Origin of the sequence: Pectobacterium carotovorum, assembly GCA_016415585.1 — a bacterium.
GTDB lineage: Bacteria > Pseudomonadota > Gammaproteobacteria > Enterobacterales > Enterobacteriaceae > Pectobacterium > Pectobacterium carotovorum_K.
In genome coordinates this window covers 3,838,626-3,863,397 of the sequence record CP066552.1, presented here as the reverse complement: position 1 = coordinate 3,863,397, position 24,772 = coordinate 3,838,626, and the positions used below count along the sequence as shown (strand labels likewise).

General features: G+C 46.2%; 23 protein-coding genes. 15 read left to right on the top strand and 8 right to left on the bottom strand.

The annotated features are described in order from the left end of the window. Positions 1–148: 148 nt before the first annotated feature. The 3 genes from JFY74_17280 to JFY74_17270 are packed head-to-tail and all read right to left on the bottom strand — an operon-like array spanning position 149 to position 3,063. Positions 149–1,330 (bottom strand): MFS transporter, encoded by a 1,182-nt coding sequence (locus JFY74_17280; GenBank protein QQG27802.1) that lies wholly within the window; start codon positions 1,328–1,330, stop codon positions 149–151. 1 nt (position 1,331) lies between these two features. Continuing rightward, positions 1,332–2,342, bottom strand: a complete 1,011-nt coding sequence (locus JFY74_17275) for a hypothetical protein (protein ID QQG27801.1) — start codon at positions 2,340–2,342, stop codon at positions 1,332–1,334. Between the two features lie 4 nt (positions 2,343–2,346). Next, on the bottom strand, positions 2,347–3,063 hold the full coding sequence (locus JFY74_17270; GenBank protein ID QQG27800.1) for a hypothetical protein: 717 nt from the start codon (positions 3,061–3,063) through the stop codon (positions 2,347–2,349). A gap of 446 nt (positions 3,064–3,509) precedes the next feature. On the opposite strand from JFY74_17270, the gene aepX reads away from it, so the two are divergent. The 9 genes from aepX to JFY74_17225 all read left to right on the top strand — a co-directional run bounded on the left by aepX (position 3,510) and on the right by JFY74_17225 (position 10,554). Then, positions 3,510–4,376, top strand: coding sequence for a phosphoenolpyruvate mutase (aepX, locus tag JFY74_17265; GenBank protein QQG27799.1), 867 nt, complete (start codon positions 3,510–3,512; stop codon positions 4,374–4,376). Positions 4,377–4,395: 19 nt separating this feature from the next. After that, complete coding sequence (locus JFY74_17260) at positions 4,396–5,124, top strand: PHP domain-containing protein (GenBank protein ID QQG27798.1); 729 nt, start codon at positions 4,396–4,398, stop codon at positions 5,122–5,124. An 8-nt stretch (positions 5,125–5,132) separates the two neighbouring features. Then, positions 5,133–5,708: a cupin domain-containing protein gene (locus tag JFY74_17255; GenBank protein ID QQG27797.1), complete on the top strand. Its 576-nt coding sequence runs from the start codon at positions 5,133–5,135 to the stop codon at positions 5,706–5,708. Continuing rightward, on the top strand, positions 5,701–6,528 hold the full coding sequence (locus JFY74_17250; GenBank protein ID QQG27796.1) for a hypothetical protein: 828 nt from the start codon (positions 5,701–5,703) through the stop codon (positions 6,526–6,528). The genes JFY74_17255 and JFY74_17250 overlap by 8 nt, the downstream gene beginning before the upstream one ends. A gap of 3 nt (positions 6,529–6,531) precedes the next feature. Continuing rightward, positions 6,532–7,161 carry a hypothetical protein gene (locus JFY74_17245; GenBank protein ID QQG27795.1) on the top strand — a complete coding sequence of 210 codons (630 nt, stop codon included), beginning with the start codon at positions 6,532–6,534 and terminating at the stop codon, positions 7,159–7,161. Continuing rightward, positions 7,158–8,030 carry an NAD-binding protein gene (locus JFY74_17240; GenBank protein QQG27794.1) on the top strand — a complete coding sequence of 291 codons (873 nt, stop codon included), beginning with the start codon at positions 7,158–7,160 and terminating at the stop codon, positions 8,028–8,030. The genes JFY74_17245 and JFY74_17240 overlap by 4 nt, the downstream gene beginning before the upstream one ends. After that, on the top strand, positions 8,030–9,160 hold the full coding sequence (locus JFY74_17235) for a hypothetical protein (protein QQG27793.1): 1,131 nt from the start codon (positions 8,030–8,032) through the stop codon (positions 9,158–9,160). Before JFY74_17240 ends, JFY74_17235 begins: the two co-directional genes overlap by 1 nt. An 8-nt stretch (positions 9,161–9,168) precedes the next feature. After that, positions 9,169–9,735, top strand: a complete 567-nt coding sequence (locus JFY74_17230; GenBank protein QQG27792.1) for a hypothetical protein — start codon at positions 9,169–9,171, stop codon at positions 9,733–9,735. Positions 9,736–10,131: 396 nt separating this feature from the next. Then, entirely contained in the window at positions 10,132–10,554 is a 423-nt protein-coding gene (locus JFY74_17225) for a DUF2502 domain-containing protein (GenBank protein ID QQG27791.1), read from the top strand. Positions 10,555–10,606: 52 nt separating this feature from the next. Here JFY74_17225 and JFY74_17220 read toward each other — a convergent pair whose 3' ends face one another. Then, entirely contained in the window at positions 10,607–11,161 is a 555-nt protein-coding gene (locus JFY74_17220; protein ID QQG27790.1) for a flavodoxin family protein, read from the bottom strand. 215 nt (positions 11,162–11,376) lie between these two features. On the opposite strand from JFY74_17220, the gene JFY74_17215 reads away from it, so the two are divergent. After that, entirely contained in the window at positions 11,377–11,760 is a 384-nt protein-coding gene (locus tag JFY74_17215; protein ID QQG27789.1) for a helix-turn-helix transcriptional regulator, read from the top strand. 59 nt (positions 11,761–11,819) lie between these two features. Here JFY74_17215 and JFY74_17210 read toward each other — a convergent pair whose 3' ends face one another. Continuing rightward, positions 11,820–13,772 carry a bifunctional 2',3'-cyclic-nucleotide 2'-phosphodiesterase/3'-nucleotidase gene (locus tag JFY74_17210; GenBank protein QQG27788.1) on the bottom strand — a complete coding sequence of 651 codons (1,953 nt, stop codon included), beginning with the start codon at positions 13,770–13,772 and terminating at the stop codon, positions 11,820–11,822. Positions 13,773–13,986: 214 nt separating this feature from the next. Here JFY74_17210 and cysQ point away from each other — a divergent pair, with 214 nt between their 5' ends. Continuing rightward, on the top strand, positions 13,987–14,727 hold the full coding sequence (cysQ, locus tag JFY74_17205) for a 3'(2'),5'-bisphosphate nucleotidase CysQ (protein QQG27787.1): 741 nt from the start codon (positions 13,987–13,989) through the stop codon (positions 14,725–14,727). Positions 14,728–14,738: 11 nt separating this feature from the next. On the opposite strand, the gene JFY74_17200 is transcribed toward cysQ, so the two are convergent. Continuing rightward, on the bottom strand, positions 14,739–15,308 hold the full coding sequence (locus JFY74_17200; GenBank protein QQG27786.1) for a YtfJ family protein: 570 nt from the start codon (positions 15,306–15,308) through the stop codon (positions 14,739–14,741). Positions 15,309–15,653: 345 nt separating this feature from the next. Between JFY74_17200 and JFY74_17195 the strand changes: the two genes are divergently transcribed. Beyond that, entirely contained in the window at positions 15,654–15,860 is a 207-nt protein-coding gene (locus JFY74_17195) for a DUF1107 domain-containing protein (GenBank protein ID QQG27785.1), read from the top strand. A 194-nt stretch (positions 15,861–16,054) separates the two neighbouring features. Here JFY74_17195 and JFY74_17190 read toward each other — a convergent pair whose 3' ends face one another. Together JFY74_17190 and msrA are read right to left on the bottom strand one after the other, a co-directional pair. After that, a complete protein-coding gene (locus JFY74_17190; protein ID QQG27784.1) occupies positions 16,055–17,380 on the bottom strand; it encodes an HlyC/CorC family transporter in 1,326 nt (441 codons plus the stop codon). Positions 17,381–17,551: 171 nt separating this feature from the next. Continuing rightward, entirely contained in the window at positions 17,552–18,190 is a 639-nt protein-coding gene (gene msrA, locus JFY74_17185; protein QQG27783.1) for a peptide-methionine (S)-S-oxide reductase MsrA, read from the bottom strand. A 459-nt stretch (positions 18,191–18,649) separates the two neighbouring features. Between msrA and JFY74_17180 the strand changes: the two genes are divergently transcribed. The 3 genes from JFY74_17180 to JFY74_17170 are packed head-to-tail and all read left to right on the top strand — an operon-like array spanning position 18,650 to position 24,752. Beyond that, positions 18,650–20,365, top strand: a complete 1,716-nt coding sequence (locus JFY74_17180) for an outer membrane protein assembly factor (protein ID QQG27782.1) — start codon at positions 18,650–18,652, stop codon at positions 20,363–20,365. After that, positions 20,362–24,390 carry a translocation/assembly module TamB gene (locus JFY74_17175; GenBank protein ID QQG27781.1) on the top strand — a complete coding sequence of 1,343 codons (4,029 nt, stop codon included), beginning with the start codon at positions 20,362–20,364 and terminating at the stop codon, positions 24,388–24,390. The genes JFY74_17180 and JFY74_17175 overlap by 4 nt, the downstream gene beginning before the upstream one ends. Before the next feature lie 2 nt (positions 24,391–24,392). After that, on the top strand, positions 24,393–24,752 hold the full coding sequence (locus tag JFY74_17170) for a gamma-glutamylcyclotransferase (protein QQG27780.1): 360 nt from the start codon (positions 24,393–24,395) through the stop codon (positions 24,750–24,752). Positions 24,753–24,772: the final 20 nt, after the last annotated feature.

The window sequence follows — 24,772 nt, the reverse complement described above, 5'->3', positions numbered from 1 at the left end:
TAATGTTTAATGAATTAATAGGGTGCTGATGAATAGCGTGCATCTGCGTTAGCGAAACGTTAAGAACGGTAAAATCAGGAAAAAGCGCAAAGACATCAGAGTTTAGCGCTTTTTATGCTAATAAACTTTTTTTAGCCGGATAGATAAATCAGTTGTTATTCGCTCTGGAATTTAGAACATTTAAAAACAAAGGGATTAAAAATATCAGCATCCATAAAGAAGAAGATATTAATGAATAAAAAGAGTTTTTAGTCGTATCAGCCAAATAGCCTGCAAGAGGAATACTGATAACCATTGATAACTTAAACATTGCGCTAGTTAGTCCGGTTATTTTACCCAGAATTTCCTTGGGTATTAATAGCTGTCGCATTGTCCATACGCATATAACTAAAATAGATGAGAAAAACCCTTCACCGAATGATGCGAAGTAAAATGAAAATTTGTTGTGGAAAAAAAATAAAGGCGTTGGTATGAAAATTAGTGCAACACCGCAAAAAAAGATAAGGTTACTAGTATTAAATTTATCAATTAACTTTGAAGATATAAACCCAGAGAGTATGGCGCCAATGCCTGACGCGACTAAAATATACGGACTTTCACTCGTGGTAAATACCCCCGACTCTTGAGAGTAAAACATAATGTAAAGAGAAAATACGCCCACAAATGCGTTATTACCCATCATGGCGAATATATAGCAAACGAAATTTTTATTGGATTTTAAAATCGATACCGCCTGTAAAAAATTTGTATTTTTTACCTCCCGATTTAGTGTGTCTGTTGAGTTAAGAGATAAAAGATACAAAAAAGATGAAATAAAGAAACAAAAACTTAACAAATATAACCCAAATGAAGGGTTGATTAATGAAAGCATTAATGATGCAATAATTGGGGAAATCAATAACGACAAGTTTTCAATTATCAATAAAAAAGAATTAGCATTTTTTAATTTTGATTTTTCTATCATTAATGGTAGGACTGTTACTCTTAAATTATTCAGGAGGTAGCCGGAAATTGATAAAAAAAATAAAAAACAAATGGTGGCTAACATATTGTAATATAATGATAAAGCTCCATAAATAAAAGTTACTATAGACGATGATATTGACACGAAGAACCCTAAGGCTTTTTTATTTGAACTGTCGATTATGCTTCCTATATAAAAACCGAGAATAACAGGTCCTATGTAAGCTAAGGCTCGAGTAATGGAAGCTATCAGATCTCCATTTCCTTTCATTAATAAAAGTAAAGGTATAAAAATAAATATTATTTGCGAGGAAAAAGTTTCTAACCCGAAAGAAGTTAAAAGTCCTGATATTTTTAATTTATTCATGTTAAAATCCGGTAGTGTTTAAAGAGATGCTTTTGTAGAAAGCATTTAACCAATTATTGAAGTTATCGTTCAAATCGGAAATTTCCTTTAAAGGGGAAAATACCTTATGCATACTTGAAAGGCAGAGGCACAAAGAACGTAGCTCAAATGTGAGTGAAGATTTTTTGATTAGGCTGTCTACATCCGTGATGCAAGATGTGATTTCAGACTGTTTGAATAAACAAGCAGTATCAAGAAGCAAACGCAATCTTTTTTCTCCAGATAAAACTCCTTGATATAATCTGACTAAATTGAAATAAATAAGGCTTGGTAAATTACTGCGGTTAAATCCAGTTTCAGGCCATCTCTCAGTATTATTGAAAATAGTTTCGTAATCAGATTTATCAATATAGTTATGATGAATTTCTAGAGAAACCATTAAAAACCATTTCTCACCGCGGTATAGCCATGGAAGGTAGCAATCCCCAAAATCGATTGGTAGATCTTTAGGTAGATCGGTTTGAAGAGGTAAGGTGAGCGTGAAATCTTTCTGGGCCCAACTTTGAACGGTGAATTTTTTTTTGATTTCATCATCAACTAAAAAAATTTCAGTATCTGAAAAACCAAATGCATCAAATCCTTTTTGTTTGATATCCCTTTTAAATCTAGCAATGTTTTCTGGAGGTATATGTATATCAATATCGGTTCTCATTCCAAATGGCACAATATTAGATAAGCCTAAGCATCTAGGGAACCCCTGAAGAAAGATTGCTTGACAGTCAATGAGTTCATTATTAATAAGTGTGGTTAAGCACTCTGTTTGCTTTTTTAAGGTGAGTTCATAAAAGTGTTCAAGCGATTTCGTTTCATTGATTGATAAAAAGGATAAATATTCTAATTTATGCTCAAGTAAATAAGGGACAAGCAACTTTATATCGTTCTGGCTAATATTATCTAATGTGATTTTTTGTGATTCGCTGATTGAATCGAGAAAATATGGTAGCTGCTTGATTAAAGTGTCGCTTCTAATCATAATTTTATCTGTTCCTTACTTTTTTTCTATATGTCCCAGGTTTGCCACTGTTTCGCCGTGATGCTGTATCCTGCATTCTCGAAATGTAATCTTCAGAGAGTAAATTGGTGAAACTATCCACTTCAACTTTTTTTATTGCATTCCTGTCATGGTAACTCCTCGGGATAGTGAAAACCTGCAAAAATGGAGTGTCAGTCCGAAAAGGAACAGGAACATCAGTTTTAGTGAATTCAATATTAGTGAAGAGTGGACCTGCCCACCAATCAGTTTCAACAATACCCTCAATAATTTTATAACTGTTAGATCGATCATTATTAATTGGGCTTCGGATCCATAAACTATCTTCTGGTGCTGTATCAGCAAATAACCCTGTCCATACCTGTAAAACTCCTCTTTCCGAGAAAGCTTCCAGGAACACGGGAAGAGTATCGTGCAGTGATTTTGGAACTAAAGAACGCCATATGTCGATTGAGTCAGGTAGGAAAATTTTGTCAATTAAAATCCAGTCATCTCTGTCAATAAACTGGACAAATGTCTGAGCTCCATCCCAAAGTAGATTGAAGTCTACTGGGGGATAAATCAAAAAACCCATACTGTTCGCTGCTAAAAAGGGTTCGCAAAACTGGTGAGCCCTCGAAGAAATATTTCCGTTGATTGATGGCCCAGCTTTCACAGGCAGTGGGGCATCCGGCCAAACCTTCATAAGACGTAGATTTTTCATTATCGTCATTCTCAAATGTAGCAATGGGGGCCTGAGCCCCCATTGCTGTTACTTCAAAGTAGCATTACTTAGCTGAAGAAGCGCCGCCGCCTGCACCACGTACAACAACACCTTTACTGGTTACAGAACGAACGTTACTTGACAGTGATACTTTCATAAATGCCTCCAGTTAAACATTGAGTTAAGAAGAAAAAACGACTAAAGCACAGCCATCATTTATGAGAAATAAAAAAAACACAACGGCTTAATGGTTAAATTTATTTTATGATTATTGTTTTGTGATATTGATCGCATTTCAAAAATCAAACAATTTCATTACAAATTAAAATGGGTTAATCAATAAAAAGAATGAATTAAATTATCTAGTTACGTAAATGCCTACAAGCCGTGGCGATTTGGAATCGTTAAAAAGAAACTTTTTTTTAACATTCCCATGAGGTTAATACATGAATAATTCTAAAGTATTCCGAAAGTTACTAAACAGCGAAAGCTTGGAGCTTATCCTTGAAGCTCACAGCGGACTCTCAGCAAAAGTTGCAGAGGATGCTGGTTTCAAGGCCATTTGGGCTTCGGGTTTATCCATTTCATCAATGCTTGGGTTGAGAGATTGTAATGAAGCCTCCTGGAGTCAAATCACCTCGGTGACGGAATCGATTCATGATGCGGTCAATATCCCAGTACTTTTCGACGGAGATTCAGGCTTTGGTAACTTTAACAACGTACGTCATGTTGTAGCGCGCTTATCTCATTACGGAATTGCAGGAATATCCTTAGAAGATAAATTATTTCCTAAAATGAATTCATTCATTAAAGGGGAACATACTCTTAGCCCAACTAAAGAGTTTGAAGGGAAAATCCGCGCGGCACAGGACGCTAAGCGTAATGAAGATTTTGTTGTAATCGCCAGAACAGAATCTCTTATTGCTGGATTAGGCGTTGATGTTGCTCTTGAGCGTGCCTCAAAATATTTTGAGGCAGGAGCTGATGCTATTTTCATCCATTCTAAAGGAACTGATGGTGAGGAAATATTCGATTTTGCACATAAGTGGGATAAACGTTGCCCGCTTATAGTTGCACCAACTACTTATACCGGAGTTGAATTAGGAAAACTACAGAACGTAGGTGTATCAATTTATATTTGCGCAAATCAGTTAATGAGAGCTTCTCTGCATAATATGAAATTGGTTGCAAAGGAAATAATTGATAATCGTAGCATACATAATATTGATTCTAAGTTATCAAGTCTGAATGAAGTGTTTGAAATACTAGATTACTCAGAGTTAAGTCAAGCTGAATTAAAATATACTGTTTAATTAACTATAGGATATAGTGATGAAAATTGATACGCATGTACATTTGTTGATTAGCAAAAAACAAATTGAGGTGGATTTTTCTTCTATCAATGCAATGCTGGATATTGCAAAAATTAGCGACATCACCGCGATATGTGTTACCGAACATATTGAGGCGATTGGATATGACAAGTTGATGAAGGATTTATTTGTTGACAACAAATTGCAAGGAACCATTTTTCAGGATCATGTCCTTACTAAACAGGGCATTAAACTGTACCCGGGTGCAGAAATTCAACTTGATAATGGTACAAATATAGGTGTTCACACTAAATTAGATACCTTGCTTAAGTTGAATCATAAAGAAGGTGCATATAATTTACCACAACTTGACCAGGCTTTACGTGAAAGCAAAAGTTGGTATAAATTGGTAGCTCACCATATTTTTTGGCCAAATAAAACTTACCCAAATCACGATGAACTTGCCAAATATGTCGATGCAATTGAAATTCCGGCAAAAGACTTAGAAAATGCTGAAAAATATATTTTCCTAGCTGAGGAATATAATTTACCTACAACTGGAGGTTCAGATGCACATACATTTATTCAGATCGGCGCATGTCACAGTGACTTAAGTGATTTCATTATTAGTGATACTCACCCATTAGATTTTGCCTTTAAAACAAACGCTAAAAATCATCATTTCTCCGATTTTAGTAAGCGTTTGGTAGCAATGTCTAAGGTTTACCGTTCTGTTGCTATGGCTTAGGATAAAAAATGAAAAATTTTGATATTTCGTTCAATAAAGAAAATATTCTGAAACTTCTTTCTGGTCGTAAAATGACCATTGAAAATATCGAAGGGTTCGCAACATCTTCTGAAGAAAAAGTTATTTTTGACAGCATGGATAGCTTACAAAAATTGTCGGATATGACAAGCATCCCATTGAGCTGTTTCTTCAACCAGGAAGCTAGTGATGACCTTGATGAAGGCGTAAAAATAGCGAGACGTAATGAGACATTCTCGCGTGAGGAAATTAGAGATGAAGTTCATTATTATACTTACCATCATCTGGTGACGACTAAAGCTGATCCGGGTCTGATGGCACTTAGACTAGACTTACATAGCAATGAGACACAGCCGTTAAGACTAAATGGCGGGCATGCGACGAAGGAAGTTGTCTACGTAAGTAAAGGTTCGGTGAGAGTACAATGGTTAGATGATATGAAAAATTTACATGAGGAAATTTTAAATGAAGGTGATTCGATATTTATCACCCCAGATGTTCCTCATAGTTTTACTAACAATGATGTGAATCATAAGTCCGAGATAATCGCAATTAATTATGAATAATATGAAACTTGAATGCATTCATAATGAACGCAGTCAATTTTTTATCGTCAAAATCGGTGGGAGCATTTCCACCAATAAAGATGGTGAATATGAATTGAACTACGAAAATATTGAAAAAATAGCTGAGGTTATTCACAAAGAAAAATCATGGGAACACTGTAATTTAATTCTTGTTTTTGGCGGAGGATCATTCGGAAATCTTGCTCCTAAGGAATACAATTTAGAATGTAGATCATTAAATTTCAATAATGAGAACCTTTCTAAAATGACCACAATCATGTTTTCTATGTTAAGTGAAATTACCGCTATTCTGATAAAAAATAAAGTTCCTGTCTATCCTTTTCAGTGTTCTGCTTTAGTTAATCAGTTAAGCAGTGGTGAATGGGATTTGCAGGTTGACTCTATGTTTTCAGCTCTTAACCAAGGTTTAATTCCTGTTATTTCAGGTGATTTAGTATTCAAAAATGATGGGGGTTTTAGAATTTTCTCAAGTGACAATGTTCCTGGGCTTATTGCAAAAAAATCCATGGTGGAGCATGTTCTCTATTACTCTGATGTAGACGGATTTTATGTTGATTCCTCAACTAATAATGTTGAGGAAAATATTAAGAGAAATGAAATTGACAGTTATATGCATTTAGCCGGCCCTTCATCTAGACAGGATGTAACTGGGGGGATGAGAAATAAATTATTGCAGATAAAAAAACTTCTTGATTTGAATGTGTCTGCAGAATTGCTCTCTTTTAATAAATTTTCAGATCTGTCTTCATCTCTTAATAAAAAGATAAGACACGGTACTTACTTTGAACCAGGGGAGTAAATTTTGATAATTACACTGGCTGGCACCGATGGTGCTGGAAAATCCACTCAGGCTAAGCTTATAAAAAATTGGCTAAAAGAACGAGGTTTTGACGTTCTGATATTAGATAAATGGAGTATCCTAGATTCAAATCAGCATCCCGAATGTCGTTTTATTCATTCAAGCTTAGATGAATTAAGGCATTGTATATCTGAAATGAAGAATCAAAGTAGGACGCTTTTTCTATTTTGGTCGATTTTCCAAAGCATGGAAAATTTGAGACTCAATGTCTCTGAAAAAACAATTTTCATTTTAGACGGATATTGGATTAAACATGCGGCTTCGGAAATAATTTACGGTAATTCGGAAGATTGGATTCTTTCTATTGCTTCTGAATTTCCTGATTCTGATGTCGTTTTTTATTTCGATATCCCGATTGCCGAAACAGCACACAGAAAGGATGATTTTACACCCTATGAATGCGGAAGGAACATTGATTTTACAAAACAGGATTTTGTTTTACATCAGAACTCGTTGAAAAAACTTATGGATGCATGGTGTGGGAAATTCAATTGGACAGCTATTGATGCTGGATTGGATAAAAACCAAGTGTTTAACTGCATAATTGAGCACATCAAAAGGGTACTTCCATGAGGAAAATTGGCTTTATTGGTTTAGGGCGTATGGGGCAAGCTATTTGTCATAAATTGTTGGAAGCAGGAAATACCGTTTATGTCAATAATCGCACGTACAGTAAATGTGTTGATTTGGTTTCAATTGGGGCTATTTGGTGTGAATCACCTGCAGAGATTTTTAGGCGAACGGATACTGTTATGTTATGCCTTTCTGATGAAAAAATAACTGAGTCACTATTAGCTGAAAATGAAAGTGGTGTTATAAAATACATCAAGCAAGGCAGCATGATCATTGATACTGGAACAATATCTCCTGCGAGTGCCGAACGGAATGTAAACGTATGTGAGGCAATCAATGTATCATATATATCATGTCCTGTATCGGGAGGGATTGAAGGTGCAAATTCTGGAACTCTGGCTTCGATCATATCGTCGCCTGAATTTCTTAAAGAAAAAATAGAGTCTGTTGTATGCAGCTTTACTGATAAAATAACTTGGGTAAATACTAGTTCCGAAGCGCAGAAACTTAAAATACTAAATAATCTTGCGGAAAGTGTAAATTTATTAGGTGCAATAGAAGTCCTGCATATAGGATTAAGACAGGGGCTTACACTTGAAAATTTAAATAGTGTATTGTCTACTTGTCGAGGTCGTTCAGCATACATGGAAGTTGCTTTAAATTTTTTGTTATCAAATCAGAAATCTTCAGATGTTTCTTTGGCCGTCAGATGTAAAGATCTATCTTTATCTAAGTCACTATTGGGTGAAGATGATGAGTATAAAATTTCTCAATTAGTTAGTGTGGTTTATGAGAGAGTAAAAAAAGATTTTGGTTCTGAGGAGGACCAATGTGAATATTTCAATTTCCTAAATAGAGAGGCAATGTAATGAATCTAAAAAATAATATCATTATTGAAGATACAACTTTACGTGATGGTGAACAAGCACCGGGGGTCGCTTTTAACTGTCAGGAGAAACTCTCTATTCTGGATTCTTTAATTGACTGTGGAGTTAAATGGATTGAAGCTGGCATTAATGAGATGGGGGGAAGCGAAAGCCGTACAATGCGAATGATGCTAGAGCGTGTAGAAGGTACAGACATCCACCTGATAGGGTGGAACAGGGGGATAAAAGCTGATATCACCCGCACATTAGATTTAGGTTTTAAACATATTCATATCGGGTTACCAACATCTTCTATCCATTTAAATGACACCTTATCAAAGAGCAGGACATGGTTAATTCAAACTGCCTGCGAATTAGTTGACTATGCGAAACAATGCGGGGCTTTTGTATCTATCAGTGCCGAAGATGTTGGCCGTTCAGAGCTGGACTTTGTTGTTGAGTATGCCGGTGCTATTCATGCTGCAGGTGCTGACAGGCTTAGGCTTTCAGATACTGTGGGTATTTTAAACCCTCAGCAATATTACCATATAGTTAAAACGTTAAATGAAAGTGTAGATATTGACACCCAATGCCATGCTCATAATGATTTTGGCTATGCCGTAGCTAATACTATCTCAGGTCTGGAAGCTGGCGCTCGTTACTTCCACACTACTGTCAATGGTATCGGTGAGCGAGCTGGTATGCCAGATATGGCTCAAACGGTAATGTCATTAAAATTCCATCATAATATTGATTTAGGTATTGATACTACTAAATTGAAATCTTTATCTGACAAGGTAGCTAAAGCCTCAAATTCATCAATTTACCCTTGGCAACCCATCGTTGGAGAAAATGTTTTTGCACATGAGTCAGGAATTCACACCAATGGAACCATAAAAAATGGTTCTTCGTTTGAACCGATCAGTCCTGAAATAGTGAATGGAACGCGTAAGATTATTATTGGTAAACATTCAGGTAAAGCATCTTTGAAGTATGCTCTAGCCGCAAGTGGTAAATATTTTGATGAAAATAAATTAGACGAGCTTCTGGGGCTTGTACGTGAAATTTCTATAATAAAGAAAGGTGAATTATCATACGAGCAAGTCTACCAAATATATGAAACTCTATCGTAGAGGTTACTTTGGATAAACTATTGATTAAATCCAGTTTGATGGAGAAAATACTTTCCACGAGAAAGATGATTGTTTCTGATATAAGCACGCATGTTCAATATGTTGGCGACTGTATTGAGATTAATAATTTAACTTCTTTTTTAGCTATCTGTAAATTAACCTGTATAAGCCCCAATGAATTTTTGTCTTCTTCAATTGACCAAAATTTTTCAAAAATAGCTCCTGTATTGATTTCACGCAGAGAACATTCTTATGAAAGAGTTAAAGGTGACGCTTCAAAAGGGGGATATCATTATCGCCACGTTTTGAAAACGAGCGTTGACCCTGACTTACTTGTTCTGAGGACAACACCTCTCAGTACCAGCGAAAATGTTACTGTTAACTCGGGTCATTTGGTCAGAGAGCTTGTTTATGTTCTAAATGGAAAAGTGGGGTTTATATGGAAGAATTTACAAGGTGATATCAGGAAGCAAGAAATGAATGAAGGGGATTCTGTTTATATTCAGTCTTTTGTTCCCCATGCATTCTACAGTATTATACTAAATTCTGAGATACTTGCAGTGGACTATCTTTAATCCTTTATAAGGCCGCATTGTGGCCTTGATTAAATCATTACTTCTAAAAAGAATTTTTATTTAAATTAAATGCTAATTAATAACATTTCTTTCGTTATTTATATTTGGACTGTGTCTCTCGGTAATTTTCTGAGAAAAAGCTGGATGTGGCCTAATTTCACTATCGAAAGATAATTTTTGGCTGTTTTTTCATACTACGTGGCAATCCGGCTGTACTCTTTTAAAAAACTAAAACATCTCCTAATTAATAGGGTACTGATGAATAGCGTACATCTGCGTTAGCGAAACGTTAAGAACGGTAAAATCAGGAAAATGCGCATTTATCTGATAGTGATGCAGAGGAATTCCCCGTATATCTCTGTCAGGCCGCAGTCGCGGTGAGCAAGGAGTTACCCTATGTTTAAGCCACTCGTCATCAGTGCCCTGTTTGTGGGAATGTTTGCGGTTATGCCAGCACCAGAGGCTAAGGGTGCCAGCATTGAGCTGATGCCCAGCGTCACGTTGAATATCGGAGAGCGTGATAGGCGTGGGAATTACTGGGATGGCTATGACTGGCGCAGCGAGCGCTGGTGGCAGGAGCACCGGGGCTACCATCGTGGTGAACGTAATCGGCACGGCTACTATTGGGATGGCTGGCGCTGGCGCGATGCCCGCTGGTGGCGTGAGAGTCAGCGCGACAGACGTGATTATGACAACCGTCGTTTTGATCCTCCACGCTATGTTGACGATCGCGGGCCGCGTCGCGGCGAGTGGGACAGGCGCGGGCACGAGCGGGGAAATGGTTACTATCGCAATGGGCGAGGATCGTTTCGCGACTAGCTAAGTAAAAAAGCGCCGCGAAAAGCGGCGCTTGTTCGTTGGGGGATAACGTTTAGTTAGCCAGTTTTGCAGCGATGTCAGCAATGCGCTGACCATACAGCTTACCCGTTGCCAGATCGCCCGCGACCACTTCATCTACGCTGGCGTCAGACGGCGTCTGTGCCAGCAGACCGACGGAACCGCCGAGGTTATTCAAATCATCGCGTTTTGCCGCTTTGGCATTGGAAGGCAGTTGGTTCAGACTGACCCAAATTCCGCCGTGCTGTGAAGCCAGCGTTTGTAGATAAATCAGGGTGACCTGCTTGTCGCCGTTGAGGCTGGCGCTGTTAGTAAAACCGCCAAATACTTTGTTGCTCCAACTGCGGGAGAACCAGGCTTTAGAGCTGGCATCTGCGAATTTCTTGAACTGCCAGGTTGGGCCGCCCATGTAGGTTGGTGTACCGAAAATAATGGCATCGGCGGCGGCGAGTTTCTCCCACTCGGCATCGCTGATATTCCCTTCCGCATCGATAGCAATCAGCTCGGCGTTAGCGCCTTCGGCTACGGCAGTAGCCAAACGCTGGGTGTGGCCGTAGCCTGAATGATAAATAACGACTGCTTTTGACATAAAAAATCCTCGTTTTTCTGTGTTTATCAATGGCTCGCAGGTGACCGATAATCGGGTGTTGCGAGTGATACGTGCTTTCTAATAGATACTAACTTTATAATGTGAGGACTATATCGGAGCCTCATGGTTCTGTTAAGAAAGCACTTTTAAGTGAGTTGGTATCTGCAAGGTAACCATACCCGTCATACTTCAAGCTGCTACATGGAAACTCGCCGATGAGCAAACGCTATGATGTTTATGCGCAAAATTGCCCGACCCGCATGATTTTGGATCGTGTCGCGGATAAATGGACGCTGCTGATTCTGAATATTCTGGTTGAACGACCGATGCGCTTTAATCAGTTAAAACGCGACGTGGAAGGGATCTCACAAAAGGTCCTGTCGCAAACGCTGAAGAATCTGGTGCGCGACGGTTTCGTCGAACGCACGGTCTTTCCAACCATTCCGGTGACGGTGGAATACGCCTCGACCGTAATGGGAAAAACGTTAGCTAAGCCGATTGCCGGGCTCACCTACTGGGCTGAACAGAATATGGATAATGTACTGCTTTCCCAGCAGAAGTTTGATGCCTCCGCAAATAACACGGTTGAACCGCTATAACCGCTGTGGTTCAGGCTCCAGCCGAAGCAGGAGCCTGTGGATCACAAGGCAGTCAGCCCTTATTTCGTGTGTTGCAGGTCAAGGCGATAAACCGCAAAGCCCGTTTCATCATTGCCGACGGACGTCATCGGGTACTGCGCTTTCTCTTTGATAAACGCCGTGGCTTTCTCTGATGGCGACGTTTCAAAGCGGATATCCAGCGGCGTATCGCTGGCGATAGGGGCCAGACGCCAGTTGTTATCCGCCTGCGGCTTCACTTCTCCCGACTTTTGCGTTTCCGCGCTGATGTAAGCCGCCAGAACGGAGCGGTTTTCATCCGGTGAGGCGAAGGCCACGTACTTCTCACCCGTACCGGCAAATTTCTCGCCGTAGGCGCGGTAGTTATTGGTGGCGATCAGGAAGGTCGCTTTGGGATCGATCGGTTTGCCGTTAAACGTCAGCCCTTTGATACGGTGTGATTTATCGTTGATTAACGCACATTCGCTGTCGTAGCGGGCAGGTTGCGTCACATCAATCTGATAATTGACGCCATCGATCACGTCGAAGTTATACGTGCGGAAGCCGTCCCAGTTGAGCAGGGATTGCGGCTCACGCTTGCTTGGATCGATTTGTTTGAACTGACCCGCAGAGCACTCCAGCCACTCCTGCACCTGCTGTCCGTTGACTTTCACTACCACCAGCGTATTCGGGTAGAGATACAGATCGGCAGCGTTACGGAAGGTGAGCTGGCCTTTTTCTACTTCGACATAGCTGGCCGGATCGTTTTTACGTCCACCGGCTTTAAACGGTGCGGCAGCGGACAGCACGGGAAGATCGGCCAGATCGGGATCGCCCTGAATAAAGTGTTCTACATAGGCGCGCTGGGCATTATTGACGATCTGCACGGTCGGATCGTCCTGAATCAGCGACAGGTAGCTATACATGTTGTCTGCGGATTTACCGATCGGCTTGCTGACAAACTCGCGCGTATTCTGGTGAGCATCGGACAGTACTTTCACCAGCTTGTCGTCTTCCGCCGCCAGTGATTTCTTCTGCGCTTTGTCATAGATCGGTCTGGCTTCCGCTTTCGCCTGTTCTACCTTCCATGTGCCGCTGTCGTTATTCAGCGTGAAATCGACGACGCCAAGGTGGTCACCCCATTGCCCCGGCATCACCGCAGGCACGCCGTTGAGTGTTCCCTGTTTGATGTCAGCGCCCTTGATGTTCGCAAAGTCATTGCTGGGGAAAACCGCATGAGCATGACCGAACATGATCGCGTCAACGCCAGGAATTTGGCTGAGGTAGTAAACGGAGTTTTCCGCCATCGCTTTATACGGCTCGGCAGAAAGACCGGAGTGAGGGATCACAATCACCAGATCGGCACCTTGCTTGCGCATTTCCGGTACCCACTTTTTGGCACTCTCCGTGATATCTTCTACGGTGACTTTTCCGGTCAGATTAGCTTTATCCCATACCATGACCTGCGGCGGGACGAAGCCAATATAGCCGATGCGCAGGGTATGCTGTTTGCCGTCGCGGTCGGTGACCGATTTGTTTTCAATGTGGTAAGGCGTAAACAGCGGTTTGCCCGTTTTCGCATCTAGCACGTTGGCGTTCACATAAGGGAATTTTGCGCCGGACAGCGCCTTGTGCAGGTAGTCCAGGCCATAGTTGAATTCGTGGTTACCGATATTGCCGACGGAATAATCCAGCGTGTTCATCGCTTGATAAACCGGATGTACATCGCCTGCTTTCAGCCCCTTCGCCGCCATGTAATCCCCTAACGGGCTGCCTTGGATCAAATCGCCGTTATCCACCAGCACGCTGTTGGTGGCTTGTTCGCGCGCGGCGTGAATCAGGCTGGCGGTACGCACCAGACCAAATTTATCGGTTGGCGTATCCTTGTAATAGTCGAAGTCCATCATATTGCTGTGCAGATCGGTGGTTTCCAATACCCGTAGATCAACAGTAGCGGCATGAACGGTCGTGGCGACCAGCGTAGCAAGCAGGCTGAGTGCCAGTGAATGCTTCATTGCGTAACTCCTTGTGAGGTAATTGTCGACGCGTGAGGCGATCGGGGGGTGTTTTTCATATCATGATGAAGTTAAAGTGATTATCGTCTCTAAATGCTGAGGATGACATCAATAATGGCAATAATCGTAGATTGCCTCACAGATGTATAATGAATGACAGAGATGAAGTCTGCGTTACGCTATCGTCGCGTAACCGATAACGACGAGGTAGATCATGCTAGAACCTATTTGCCAACTGGCCCGTGATGCTGGTGCTGCCATTATGCAGGTTTATGACGGGCAGCATCCCGTAGATGTCGCGCACAAGAAAGATGATTCGCCAGTAACCGCCGCCGATCTTGCGGCGCATCGGGTCATTAAGGATGGCTTGGCTGCGGCGTATCCTGATATCCCTTTGCTGTCAGAAGAAGATCCGCCTGAATGGGAAATCCGTCGGCACTGGCAGCGCTATTGGCTGGTCGATCCGTTGGATGGCACCAAAGAGTTCCTCAGCCGCAATGGCGAGTTTACGGTGAATATTGCGCTGATAGAGAACGGTCAGGCCGTACTCGGCGTGGTTTACGTACCGGTTACGGGGGTGATGTACTCCGCGGCGGAGGGTAAAGCCTGGAAAGAAGAGAACGGCCAGCGTCGGCAAATTACGGTGAAACAGGCTCGGCCTCCTTTGGTGGTGGTCAGCCGCTCTCATGCCGATCGCGAATTAAAGGACTATCTCAATCAACTGGGTGAGCACCAGACGGTGGCGGTTGGGTCATCGCTAAAATTTTGTCTGGTGGCGGAAGGTGAAGCGCAGCTTTACCCACGCTTCGGGCCGACGAACATTTGGGATACGGCGGCGGGCCATGCGGTGGCGGTAGCGGCCGGGGCGCAGATTCACGATTGGCAAGGACAGACTCTGTCTTACACGCCGCGTGAATCTTTCCTCAACCCCGGTTTTCGCGTCTCCCTGTTTTAACTGCTTTAGCGCTATTTCTCTTCCAGTAACTGGCGCAGCAGGGACATCACCTGCTGCACTTCCTGTCCGCTCAACGCGCCATCCTTCACGAAACGGACTTTCCCCTGTTTATCCAGCACCGCGATAGCCGAGCTATTTTGCTGGAGCTGCCAGGTTTTCCGCACATTGCCGTTACTGTCGACAATGAATTGCGACCACGGAAAGGCTTTCTTGTTGTCCTCAAGGCTACTGCGCACAAACATACTGGTGCCGATGATGGCATCGTCGGTATTCACGATTGTCGTCGTTTGGTAATAATCATGCGGTAGGTTAGCGGCCTTCAGTGCGGAGATGAGCGGATCGTTCATCTCTTTGGCTGAGGTGCGGCCAGCGATATGTTGTATTACCCGCACTTTTCCGGGCAGTTGCGCACTGTTCCAGTTTTTATAACTAAACTGATTATTAAGGTACTGAAGTTCTCCCTTGTCTGCGACACCGACGGGAGGAACCAATTGGTTGAGTACCAGCGTATGGGCTAAGGCTGGGAGCCCCAGCAGAGGCGTGATAGAGAGCGCGATGAGCAGGTGGCGTATTTTTATCATGGTATGTCCTTCAGTGTGGGGCCCGATGCGATGTCAATGATGGAAAATATCAGGCTATGGAATAAGCGTAGATTCAGGAAACTGGTCTGTCCTGCTCCGCGATAAAACGCTTTGTGCCCGAGTGCACAAAACCCTTATTTTTGAAGGTTTATACTGATGACTAGGGGTTTCCTTAAACACTACTCTGTAAAAATCTGTAAAAGCAGTTAAGAATACTGAATAGTGGGGAACTAAATGCCGTTTTACAGTACTAACTAGCAGTATCCGTTATCTCATTAGCGCTCCAGAACCTCAGCCATGTTGGCGAAAGGGAGAGCGTAAAAAATAAAACGGGAGAGTAAAACGATGAGGATCTTCGAACGTTACAATCCTTTGAAAGTCGCCAAGTATGTGAAAACCCTGTTTCGTGGGCGGCTGTACATAAAAGGGGTTGGTGCTTTTGAGTTCGACTACGGCAAAATTCTATTGCCAAAGAAACAGGATAAGCAGCATCTTCTGGTGATGTCCGAAGTGAATCGCCAGGTCATCCGGCTTCAGGCCGAGATGGGATGAGTGATAAAGAAACGGCCCGTAGCGGGCCGTTCTGGTTTCTGCTAAGCGGTAGTAACGTATAGATCGTAAAGACGCTGCAAGTACGTCCATATAAGCTCGGGTTGCGCCATCCCTGGCGCAAACGCTTTACTCTTCTATTCCGTTACTCCCGTCTTCGTTCAGCAAATAGGTTTGTTGGGCATGTCTTCTGGCGGTTAATCGTCGCTATCAATCTTCACGCTTGATGAGACAATCGGGCGGTCCTCCAGACGAGTCACCAGCAGCTGATCGATCTTGTAGCTATCGATATCCACCACTTCAAATTTATAGCCAGAGAAGCGCACCGCATCGGTACGTTTCGGGATTTTCCGCAGCGTATACATCATGAAGCCGCCGATGGTTTCGTAGTTGCCGGAATGCGGGAAATCATCAATATTCAGCGCGCGCATCACGTCTTCTATTGGCGTACCGCCTTCAACCAGCCAGGAATTCTCATCGCGCGCGACAATCTGCTCTTCCATTCCCTGACCGACGAGATCGCCCATCAGCGTGGTCATGACGTCGTTAAGGGTGATAATGCCGACGATCAGCGCGTATTCGTTCAGAATGACGGCGAAATCTTCGCCCGCGGTTTTAAAGCTTTCTAACGCTTCGGACAGCGTCAGTGTATCCGGCACGATCAGCGCAGGACGAATCTGCACGCCGCTACTGAGCGTCAGGCTTTGGTTTCCCAGCACCCGAATCAGCAGGTCTTTGGAATCCACGTAGCCGACGATCTGATCGATCGTGCCATCGCAAACCAGAAACTTGGAATGTGGCTGCTGAGCGATCTTTTCCTTAATGCTGTCTTCCTGTTCGCGCAGATCGAAATAGACCACGCTTTCGCGTGAGGTCATCGAAGACGGCACGGTACGGGACTCCAGCTCAAACACGTTCTCGATCAGTTCGTGTTCTTGTTTACGCAGCACGCCAGCCAGCGCACCGGCTTCCACCACAGCGTAAATATCATCGGATGTGATGTCATCTTTACGCACCATTGGCAGCTTGAGCAGGCGAAAAATGACGTTAGCCAGACCGTTAAAGATCCAAACCAGCGGACGGAAGAGGAGCAGGCAGAAGCGCATGGGGTTGATTATGCGGACCGCTACGGCTTCCGGCGCAATCATACCAATGCGTTTCGGGGTGAGATCGCCAAACAGGATGAACAGGCTGGTGACGAGTACGAATGAGCAGATGAAGCTGGCTTTATCTGCGGCTTCGGGTGACATGAAACGTTCAAACAGCATGGAAAACGTGGGGGAAAATGCTGCATCGCCGATGATACCAGCCAGAATCGCGACGGCGTTGACACCAATTTGAATCACGGTAAAAAAGATGCCCGGCGTTTCCTGAAACTTGAGCACCAGATCGGCGTTGAGGTTTCCTTCATCGGCCATCAGTTTGAGTTTAATTTTACGGGACGCCGCCAGCGAAATCTCGGACAGCGAGAAAAACGCACTGATGGCAATAAGAAAAAGAATCAGTAATAGACTGTTTAACATAGTTTTTACTTTAGGTAAGTTTTCGCATGAGCCGAGATTGACGCAGCGATCCTCAGAAAGGTGAGCACATAAAAGTGAACACATTATGATCATTATTGAAGGTCATAACCGGGCGAGGATTAGCCCGGTTCGGGGGCATTATAGCAGGAGCGGTGAAATTACCGCCAGCAGTCAACGCGGAGGCGGCAGACAGATGCTGATGCCACCTAACCCACAGTAGCCGTTCGGGTTCTTATGCAGGTATTGCTGGTGGTCGTCTTCCGCATAATAGAACGGGCCCGCAGGCTCGATTTCTGTGCTGATAGCACGGCCGTCGCCGCTCTCCCTCATCGCCTGCTGAAAGCGTTGAAGGCTTTCCTGTGCCGCCTGTTCCTGCTCGGGCGTGAGCGTATAGATAGCAGAGCGGTATTGGCTACCGATATCGCCACCCTGACGCATACCCTGCGCGGGGTCATGATTTTCCCAGAACAGCCGCAGCAACTGCTCATAGTTGATCACCGCAGGATCGAAAACGACGCGCACGGCTTCGGCGTGGTCAGTTTGCCCGCTGCATACTTCACGGTAGGTCGGGTTAGGCGTGTAGCCCCCGATATAACCTGCTGCGGTGCTGTAGACGCCCGGCTGTTGCCAGAACAAACGCTCCGCGCCCCAGAAACAGCCCATCGCGAAAATAGCGACAGACATCGGGTCCGGCACATGCGTCATGGAATGTTCATGAACGACATGCAGCCTGGCGACGGGCATGGGGGTGGAACGCCCCGGTAGAGCATCGGATTGCGTAATCCGCTGTGTTTTATCAATTGAACTCATCACGTTGTTAACTCCAGCTAGACTGGGTAAATAACCCGCTTTCATGGAAAGCATAACCAAGAAGCAGGGGGCTGTCTTTATATCTTCATGGTGTTTAATGTTAAGGTAATGTTTATCTGTAATGCCGCATATTGATGTTTGCAGGTGAAAATCTATTCTTAAGGTGGAAAATTAGTATTTATCACTAATATCATGCAAAGTTGGTAGGAGATTTCGGCGCTGCGTGGCGGATTGTCAGGTAAGCGTACAACGACGGCCGTCAATGCGGCGGGCGAAGTGATAAAAGCCATGCTATAGGTTTTAGGCGACAGACCGATTTTATCAGGGAGCTCAGTGACTATTTTCATCTCAACGAAAAGTTTCATTGGAAAAAAAAGCGTTACCGGGCAAAAAGGCATCGCAGGACAAAAAAATAGCTTTGCTGGCTGCGGTGCGCCACGATACCGGGTTCTTGGCCTGATGTGCGCGCTGCTTATGCTGGCCCCAGAGAGCCAGGCGGCGAATGTGCGTCTGCAAGTCATGGGGCTGGAAGGGCAGTTACAAAAGAATGTACGGGCGCGCTTATCTACCATTGCGGTCGATGAGGTTAATGCCGACGGGCGTTTCCGCTCACGCGTCGATGAAGCGATCCGTCAGGGATTGCGCGCGCTCGGCTACTACGATCCACAGATTGGTTTCGAATTCCGGCCTGCCGTTAATGGCGGACGACCCGTATTGATTGCCACCGTCACTCCCGGTGAACCGGTAAAAATTGCCGGGGTGAACATCACTTTGCGCGGCGGCGCACACAACGATAAAGACTACCAACAGCTGGTTAAAGACGATCGCCCGGAAATCGGTTCTGTGCTGAACCATGGCGATTTCGATCGCTTTAAAAGCGGGCTGAACGGTTTGTCATTACGCAAAGGCTATTTCGATGCGCGTTTCCTGCAAAGCCAGCTGGGCGTGATGCAGGAAAAGAGAGAAGCGTTTTGGGATATCGATTTTGATAGCGGTGAACGCTATCGCTTTGGTGCTGTACGTTTTCAGGGCGCGCAAATCCGCGAAGATTATCTGCAAAATCTGGTGCCGTTTCATGAAGGCGATGTGTATACCAGCGAAGACCTCGGTGAGTTAAACCGCCGTCTTTCTGCGACGGGGTGGTTTAATTCCGTCGTGGTATCACCCGATTTCGACCAGTCGAAAAGCACCAAGGTGCTGCCGTTAGAAGCCGTGGTGACGCCGCGAACCCGTAACCGGATTGAAACCGGGGTTGGCTATGCCACGGATGTTGGCCCCCGTTTTAAAACGACCTGGAATAAGCCTTGGGTGAATTCACGGGGCCACAGTCTGGAAAGCAGCCTGAGCGTGTCTGCGCCGGAGCAATCGCTCGATTTTAGCTACAAAATTCCCTTGTTGAAGAACCCACTTGAGCAGTATTACCTGCTGCAAGGTGGTTTCAAGCGCGAAGATCTCAACGATACTAAATCCGATGGCACCACGCTGAACGTGGCGCGCTACTGGGATCTCTCCAGCGGTTGGCAACGCGCGATTAACTTGCGCTGGAGCCTCGACCACTTTACGCAGGCAAGCGTGACGGATACCACGATGCTGATCTATCCGGGCGTGAGCATTAACCGAACCCGCCAACGCGGCGGTCTGATGCCGGTGTGGGGCGATACGCAGCGCTATTCTATCGATATTTCTGACACCACTTGGGGATCGGATATCGACTTTGCCGTGGTTCAGGCACAAAACGTCTGGATTCGTACGCTGGCGGATAAACACCGTTTTGTGGCGCGTGGCAATCTGGGCTGGATTGAGACCAATAATTTCTCCCGCGTTCCGCCTTCACTGCGTTTCTTTGCCGGTGGCGATCGCAGCATTCGCGGGTATAAGTACAAATCTATTTCGCCGCGCGACAGCGACGGCAAACTGACCGGTGCGTCCAAGCTGGCGACTGGCTCGCTCGAATACCAATACAACGTGACGGGAAAATGGTGGGGCGCGGTTTTTGTTGATTCAGGTGAAGCAGTGAATGACATCAAACGGAGTAACTTCAAGACCGGTACGGGCGTCGGTGTACGCTGGGCCTCGCCGATTGGCCCGGTGAAACTCGATGTTGCTATGCCGATCGGCGATGCAGAGAAGAAGAACGATGTTCAGTTCTATATCGCACTGGGGCCTGAATTATGATGGATGAGAAAAACGAAAAAAAAACCCAGGATTCGGTAGCGGAAGAAAACGCTGCGCAGGATAACGCGCCGACGACGCCAGCGCGCAAAGGGCGCTGGTGGAAAAAAGTGGGTATTGGCATCGTCGCCTTCTTACTGCTGCTAATCGTTGGGTTGGGACTGCTGGTGGGCACCACGCCAGGCCTGCACCTGTTGCTGAACACCGTTGCACGGGGGGTGCCGGGGCTGGATATTGCCAGCGTGAGCGGCGGCTGGCGTGATTTAACACTGAAGAATGTCAGCTACGAGATGCCGGGCGTGACGATAAAGAGCGATGAATTTCACTTGTCGCTTGCGCTGGGTTGTCTGCGTAAAAGCCAGTTGTGCATCAATGACCTGTCGGCAAACCGTGTCGATGTGGTTGTGGATACCAAAGCCTTGCCTGTGGCGGCAGAGCCACCGCCGCCTTCAGAGCCAGTAACGGAAATTTCAACACCCTTCCCGATTTCACTGAGCCAGCTCACGCTCAGCAATGTTCAGGTTACCGTGGATGACACGGCGATTTCTCTGGGTGAATTCCGCACCGGAATGCAGTGGGAAGGCCGCTCCTTAACGCTGCTGCCGACCAAAATCAGCGCGCTGCTGGTGGCCTTGCCGAAAACCCCTGTCGATGTGTTTGAAGATGGCAAAGTGACCGCGGCGGAAATGACGTCCGTTATTAAAGAAACGGCGCAGAGCGTGCGTGAAGCGGCCGAACAAGGCTCATCGCAAACGCTTAAGATCGATAAAGTACTCGAGGCAAATAATACGGTCGCGGCTGCGACAACGACGACGCCGATACTGACGTCAAAAACGGAAAGCGCCTCTGATAAGCCGACAGTCCCAGAACAGCCGCTGGGTGAACGCCTGAGTGAGCTATTCTCCAAACCGCTGTTACCGGATTTACCGCAGTTCACGCTGCCGTTGGATCTGAACATTGTCGAGATTCACGGTGAACAGCTGCGGTTGACGGGCGATCAGGACATTTTGATTAATAACCTTTTCGTACAGGCATCGACCCTGCAACAGCATTTGCGTCTGGACAAGTTGATCGTGCAATCGCCACAGGGTGGATTGAATGTGCGCGGTGAAGCGACACTGAGCGATAACTGGCCTGTCTCGCTGACAGCAAACGGCGTGCTAAACATTGATCCGCTCAAAGGCGAGAAGCTGAAACTGACGGTTGATGGCGGCCTGCGCGAACAGCTGAATGTGGCGCTGAACCTGTCGGGGCCGCAGCGTGCGCAGTTGGAGCTGCAAACTCAGCTGGCGGAAGCCGGGCTGCCGCTGGCGTTGACGCTGCAAACCGAACGCGTTCGTTGGCCGTTGACGGGCGCAACACAGTATCAGGCTGATAACGTCAGGCTGCGTTTTAATGGCAAGGCGACGGACTACGCGCTGTCGCTGCGCGGCGATCTGACTGGGGCGGATATGCCTCCCGCAACGCTGTTGCTGGATGGCAAAGGTAACGAACAGCAGTTTACGCTGAGTCGTCTGCGGCTGGCGGCGTTGCAGGGAAATGCTGACCTGAGTGCGCTTATCGACTGGAGCAAAGCCATAAGCTGGCGTAGTGAGCTGCTGCTGAACGGGATTAATACCGCGCAGCAGTGGCCTGAATGGCCTGCGAAAATAGACGGCAAGATAACGACGCGAGGCAGTGTCTATGGCGGAAGCTGGCAATTACAGGTGTCAGAACTGCGGCTAGATGGCAACGTGAAAGCGAATAAGCTCACGGCCAGAGGCGAACTGCGCGGCAATGCGGCGGGGCAGTGGACAATACCCGCGCTGAATCTGGCATTAGGCCGCAACCAGTTGAACGTCAAAGGTGACCTGAGCGACAAGTGGCAGTTGGATGCAGATATCAATGCACCATCGCTGGACGGCATGTTGCCCGGTTTGGCAGGACGCGCCATCGGTACACTCAAACTGCGCGGTAATCTGCGTGAACCGCAGATACTGGCGGATATCACCGCTTCCGGTCTGCGTTGGCAGGCGATGACGATTAGCCGGGTGAGAGTGGAAGGCGATGTACGTTCTGAGCAGCAGATTCAGGGCAAACTGGCCGTACGTCTAGAATCTCTGAAGCAGGATGACCTGAGTATTACGCTGCTAACGCTGGATGCCAGTGGGAATGAGAAACAGCATCAGCTTCGGCTGAATATGCAAGGTGAGCCGGTCGCGGGGCAACTGGCGCTTTCAGGCAGCTTCGATCGTCAGGAGCAGCGCTGGCGCGGCACGTTAAACAATACCCGTTTTGATACCCCCGTGGGGGAATGGCGTCTGACGCAGGATATGGCGCTGGATTACCTGAATACACAGCAGAAAATCACTATCGGCACGCACTGCTGGCGTAATCCGAATGCTGAGCTTTGCGTACCGAAGGCGATTGAAGCCGGGCCGAGTGGGCAGGCGAGTATTCGACTGAACCGCTTCGATCTCGCGATGTTAAAGCCATTTCTGACGGCGGATACGGTACTGGCCGGAACGTTTACCGGTGGTGCTGATGTTAGCTGGCAGGCGGGACAAGGTTTACCGCAGGCGAAAGTATCGCTGGTAGGTAACGGCGTGAGCGTTCGCCAGCAGATGCAGGGCAACACGCTACCGATTGATTTTGATACCTTTACACTGAATGCCGGGCTCGACCGCGGGCGGGCGCAGCTTGGTTGGCTGATGGCGATTCGCGAAAACGGGCGTTTCAGCGGTGATATTCAGGTAACCGATCCGCAGGGACGGCGCAATCTCGGCGGCAATGTCACGATCAATACTATTTCGCTGGCGTTGCTCAACCCTGCGTTGAGTAAAGGAGAAAAAGCGGCGGGGATACTGAATGCGAACCTGCGTCTGGCGGGGGATGCGGCGCGCCCTCAACTCTTCGGTCAAATGGTGCTGGAGCGGTTAGATATTGATGGCAACTGGATGCCGATCGATCTGACCAACGGGCGGCTGGCGGTGAATTTCAGTGGGATGTCGTCAACGCTGCAAGGCTTCCTGAAAACGAATAACGGGCAGTTGAACCTCGGCGGGAACGCAGACTGGTCGCGGCCAGATGCCTGGCGTGCGCGAATTGCCGCGAAAGGCCAGAAACTGCGGGTGACGATTCCGCCGATGGCGCGGCTGGATGTCTCGCCGGATATTGTCTTCGAGGCCACGCCGCAGCTGTTTGCGCTAAACGGATCGGTCAGTATTCCGTGGGCGCGCATTGTCGTTAAAGACATGCCGGAAAGTGCGGTGGCGGTATCATCGGATGAAGTGATGCTGGATGCCCAACGTCAGCCGCTGAAGAAAGCTAGCGCCGCGATTCCGATTAACAGCAACCTGACGATCCGCGTTGGTAATGATGTGCAACTGGATGCGTTCGGGCTGTCGGCTCGCCTACAGGGCGACCTGAAAATGGTTCAGGACGAGCGTGGATTAGGGCTGAACGGCCAGATCGACATTCCGTCTGGCCGCTTTAAAGCCTACGGGCAGGATCTGATCGTCCGCAAAGGATTGATTCTGTTCTCTGGACCACCGGATCAGCCGATCCTGAATATCGAAGCCATTCGTAACCCAGACAACACGGCGAATGACGTCATTGCCGGCGTGCGCGTCACTGGCATGGCCGCGATACCGAAGCTGGAAGTCTTCTCCGATCCGGCCATGTCACAGCAGGAAGCGCTCTCTTATCTGCTGCGTGGGCAGGGTTTGGACAGCGGCGGAGCAGATAGCTCGGCAATGACCTCAATGTTAGTCGGTTTAGGGGTTGCACAAAGTGGTCAAGTTGTGGGTAAAATCGGCGAGGCCTTTGGCGTAAGTAATTTAGCTCTGGATACACAGGGTGTTGGCGATAATTCTCAAGTTGTCGTCAGCGGCTACGTCCTTCCGGGTCTGCAAGTAAAATATGGTGTTGGCATATTCGATTCTTTGGCAACGTTAACGCTACGTTATCGCCTGATGCCAAAACTATACTTGGAAGCGGTGTCTGGAATTAGCCAGGCATTAGATGTGCTCTATCAGTTTGAGTTCTAGCGATGCGAATTATTGTTTACGGCAGTTTACGACGCAAACAGGGAAACAGTCATTGGATGACAAATGCGCAATGGTTAGGGGACTGTCAGCTTGCGGGTTTCGAGCTGTACGATCTCGGCCATTATCCGGCAGTCGTGCCCGGTGATGGAGAAATCCATTGTGAGGTCTATCGCATTAGTTCGTCGATTTTGACAGAGCTGGATGCCTTAAAGCGAGACGGCCACGAATACCAACGTGAGCTGATTCGTACTCCTCTGGGCAGTGCCTGGATCTATCTGTACAAACACCCTGTTGTAGGGCTGACGCGTATTGCCAGCGGTGACTGGCTAAAGCGCAGCGAAGAAGATGAAGAAGAGGCTTGAGGCCGAGTAGCCAATCAAGT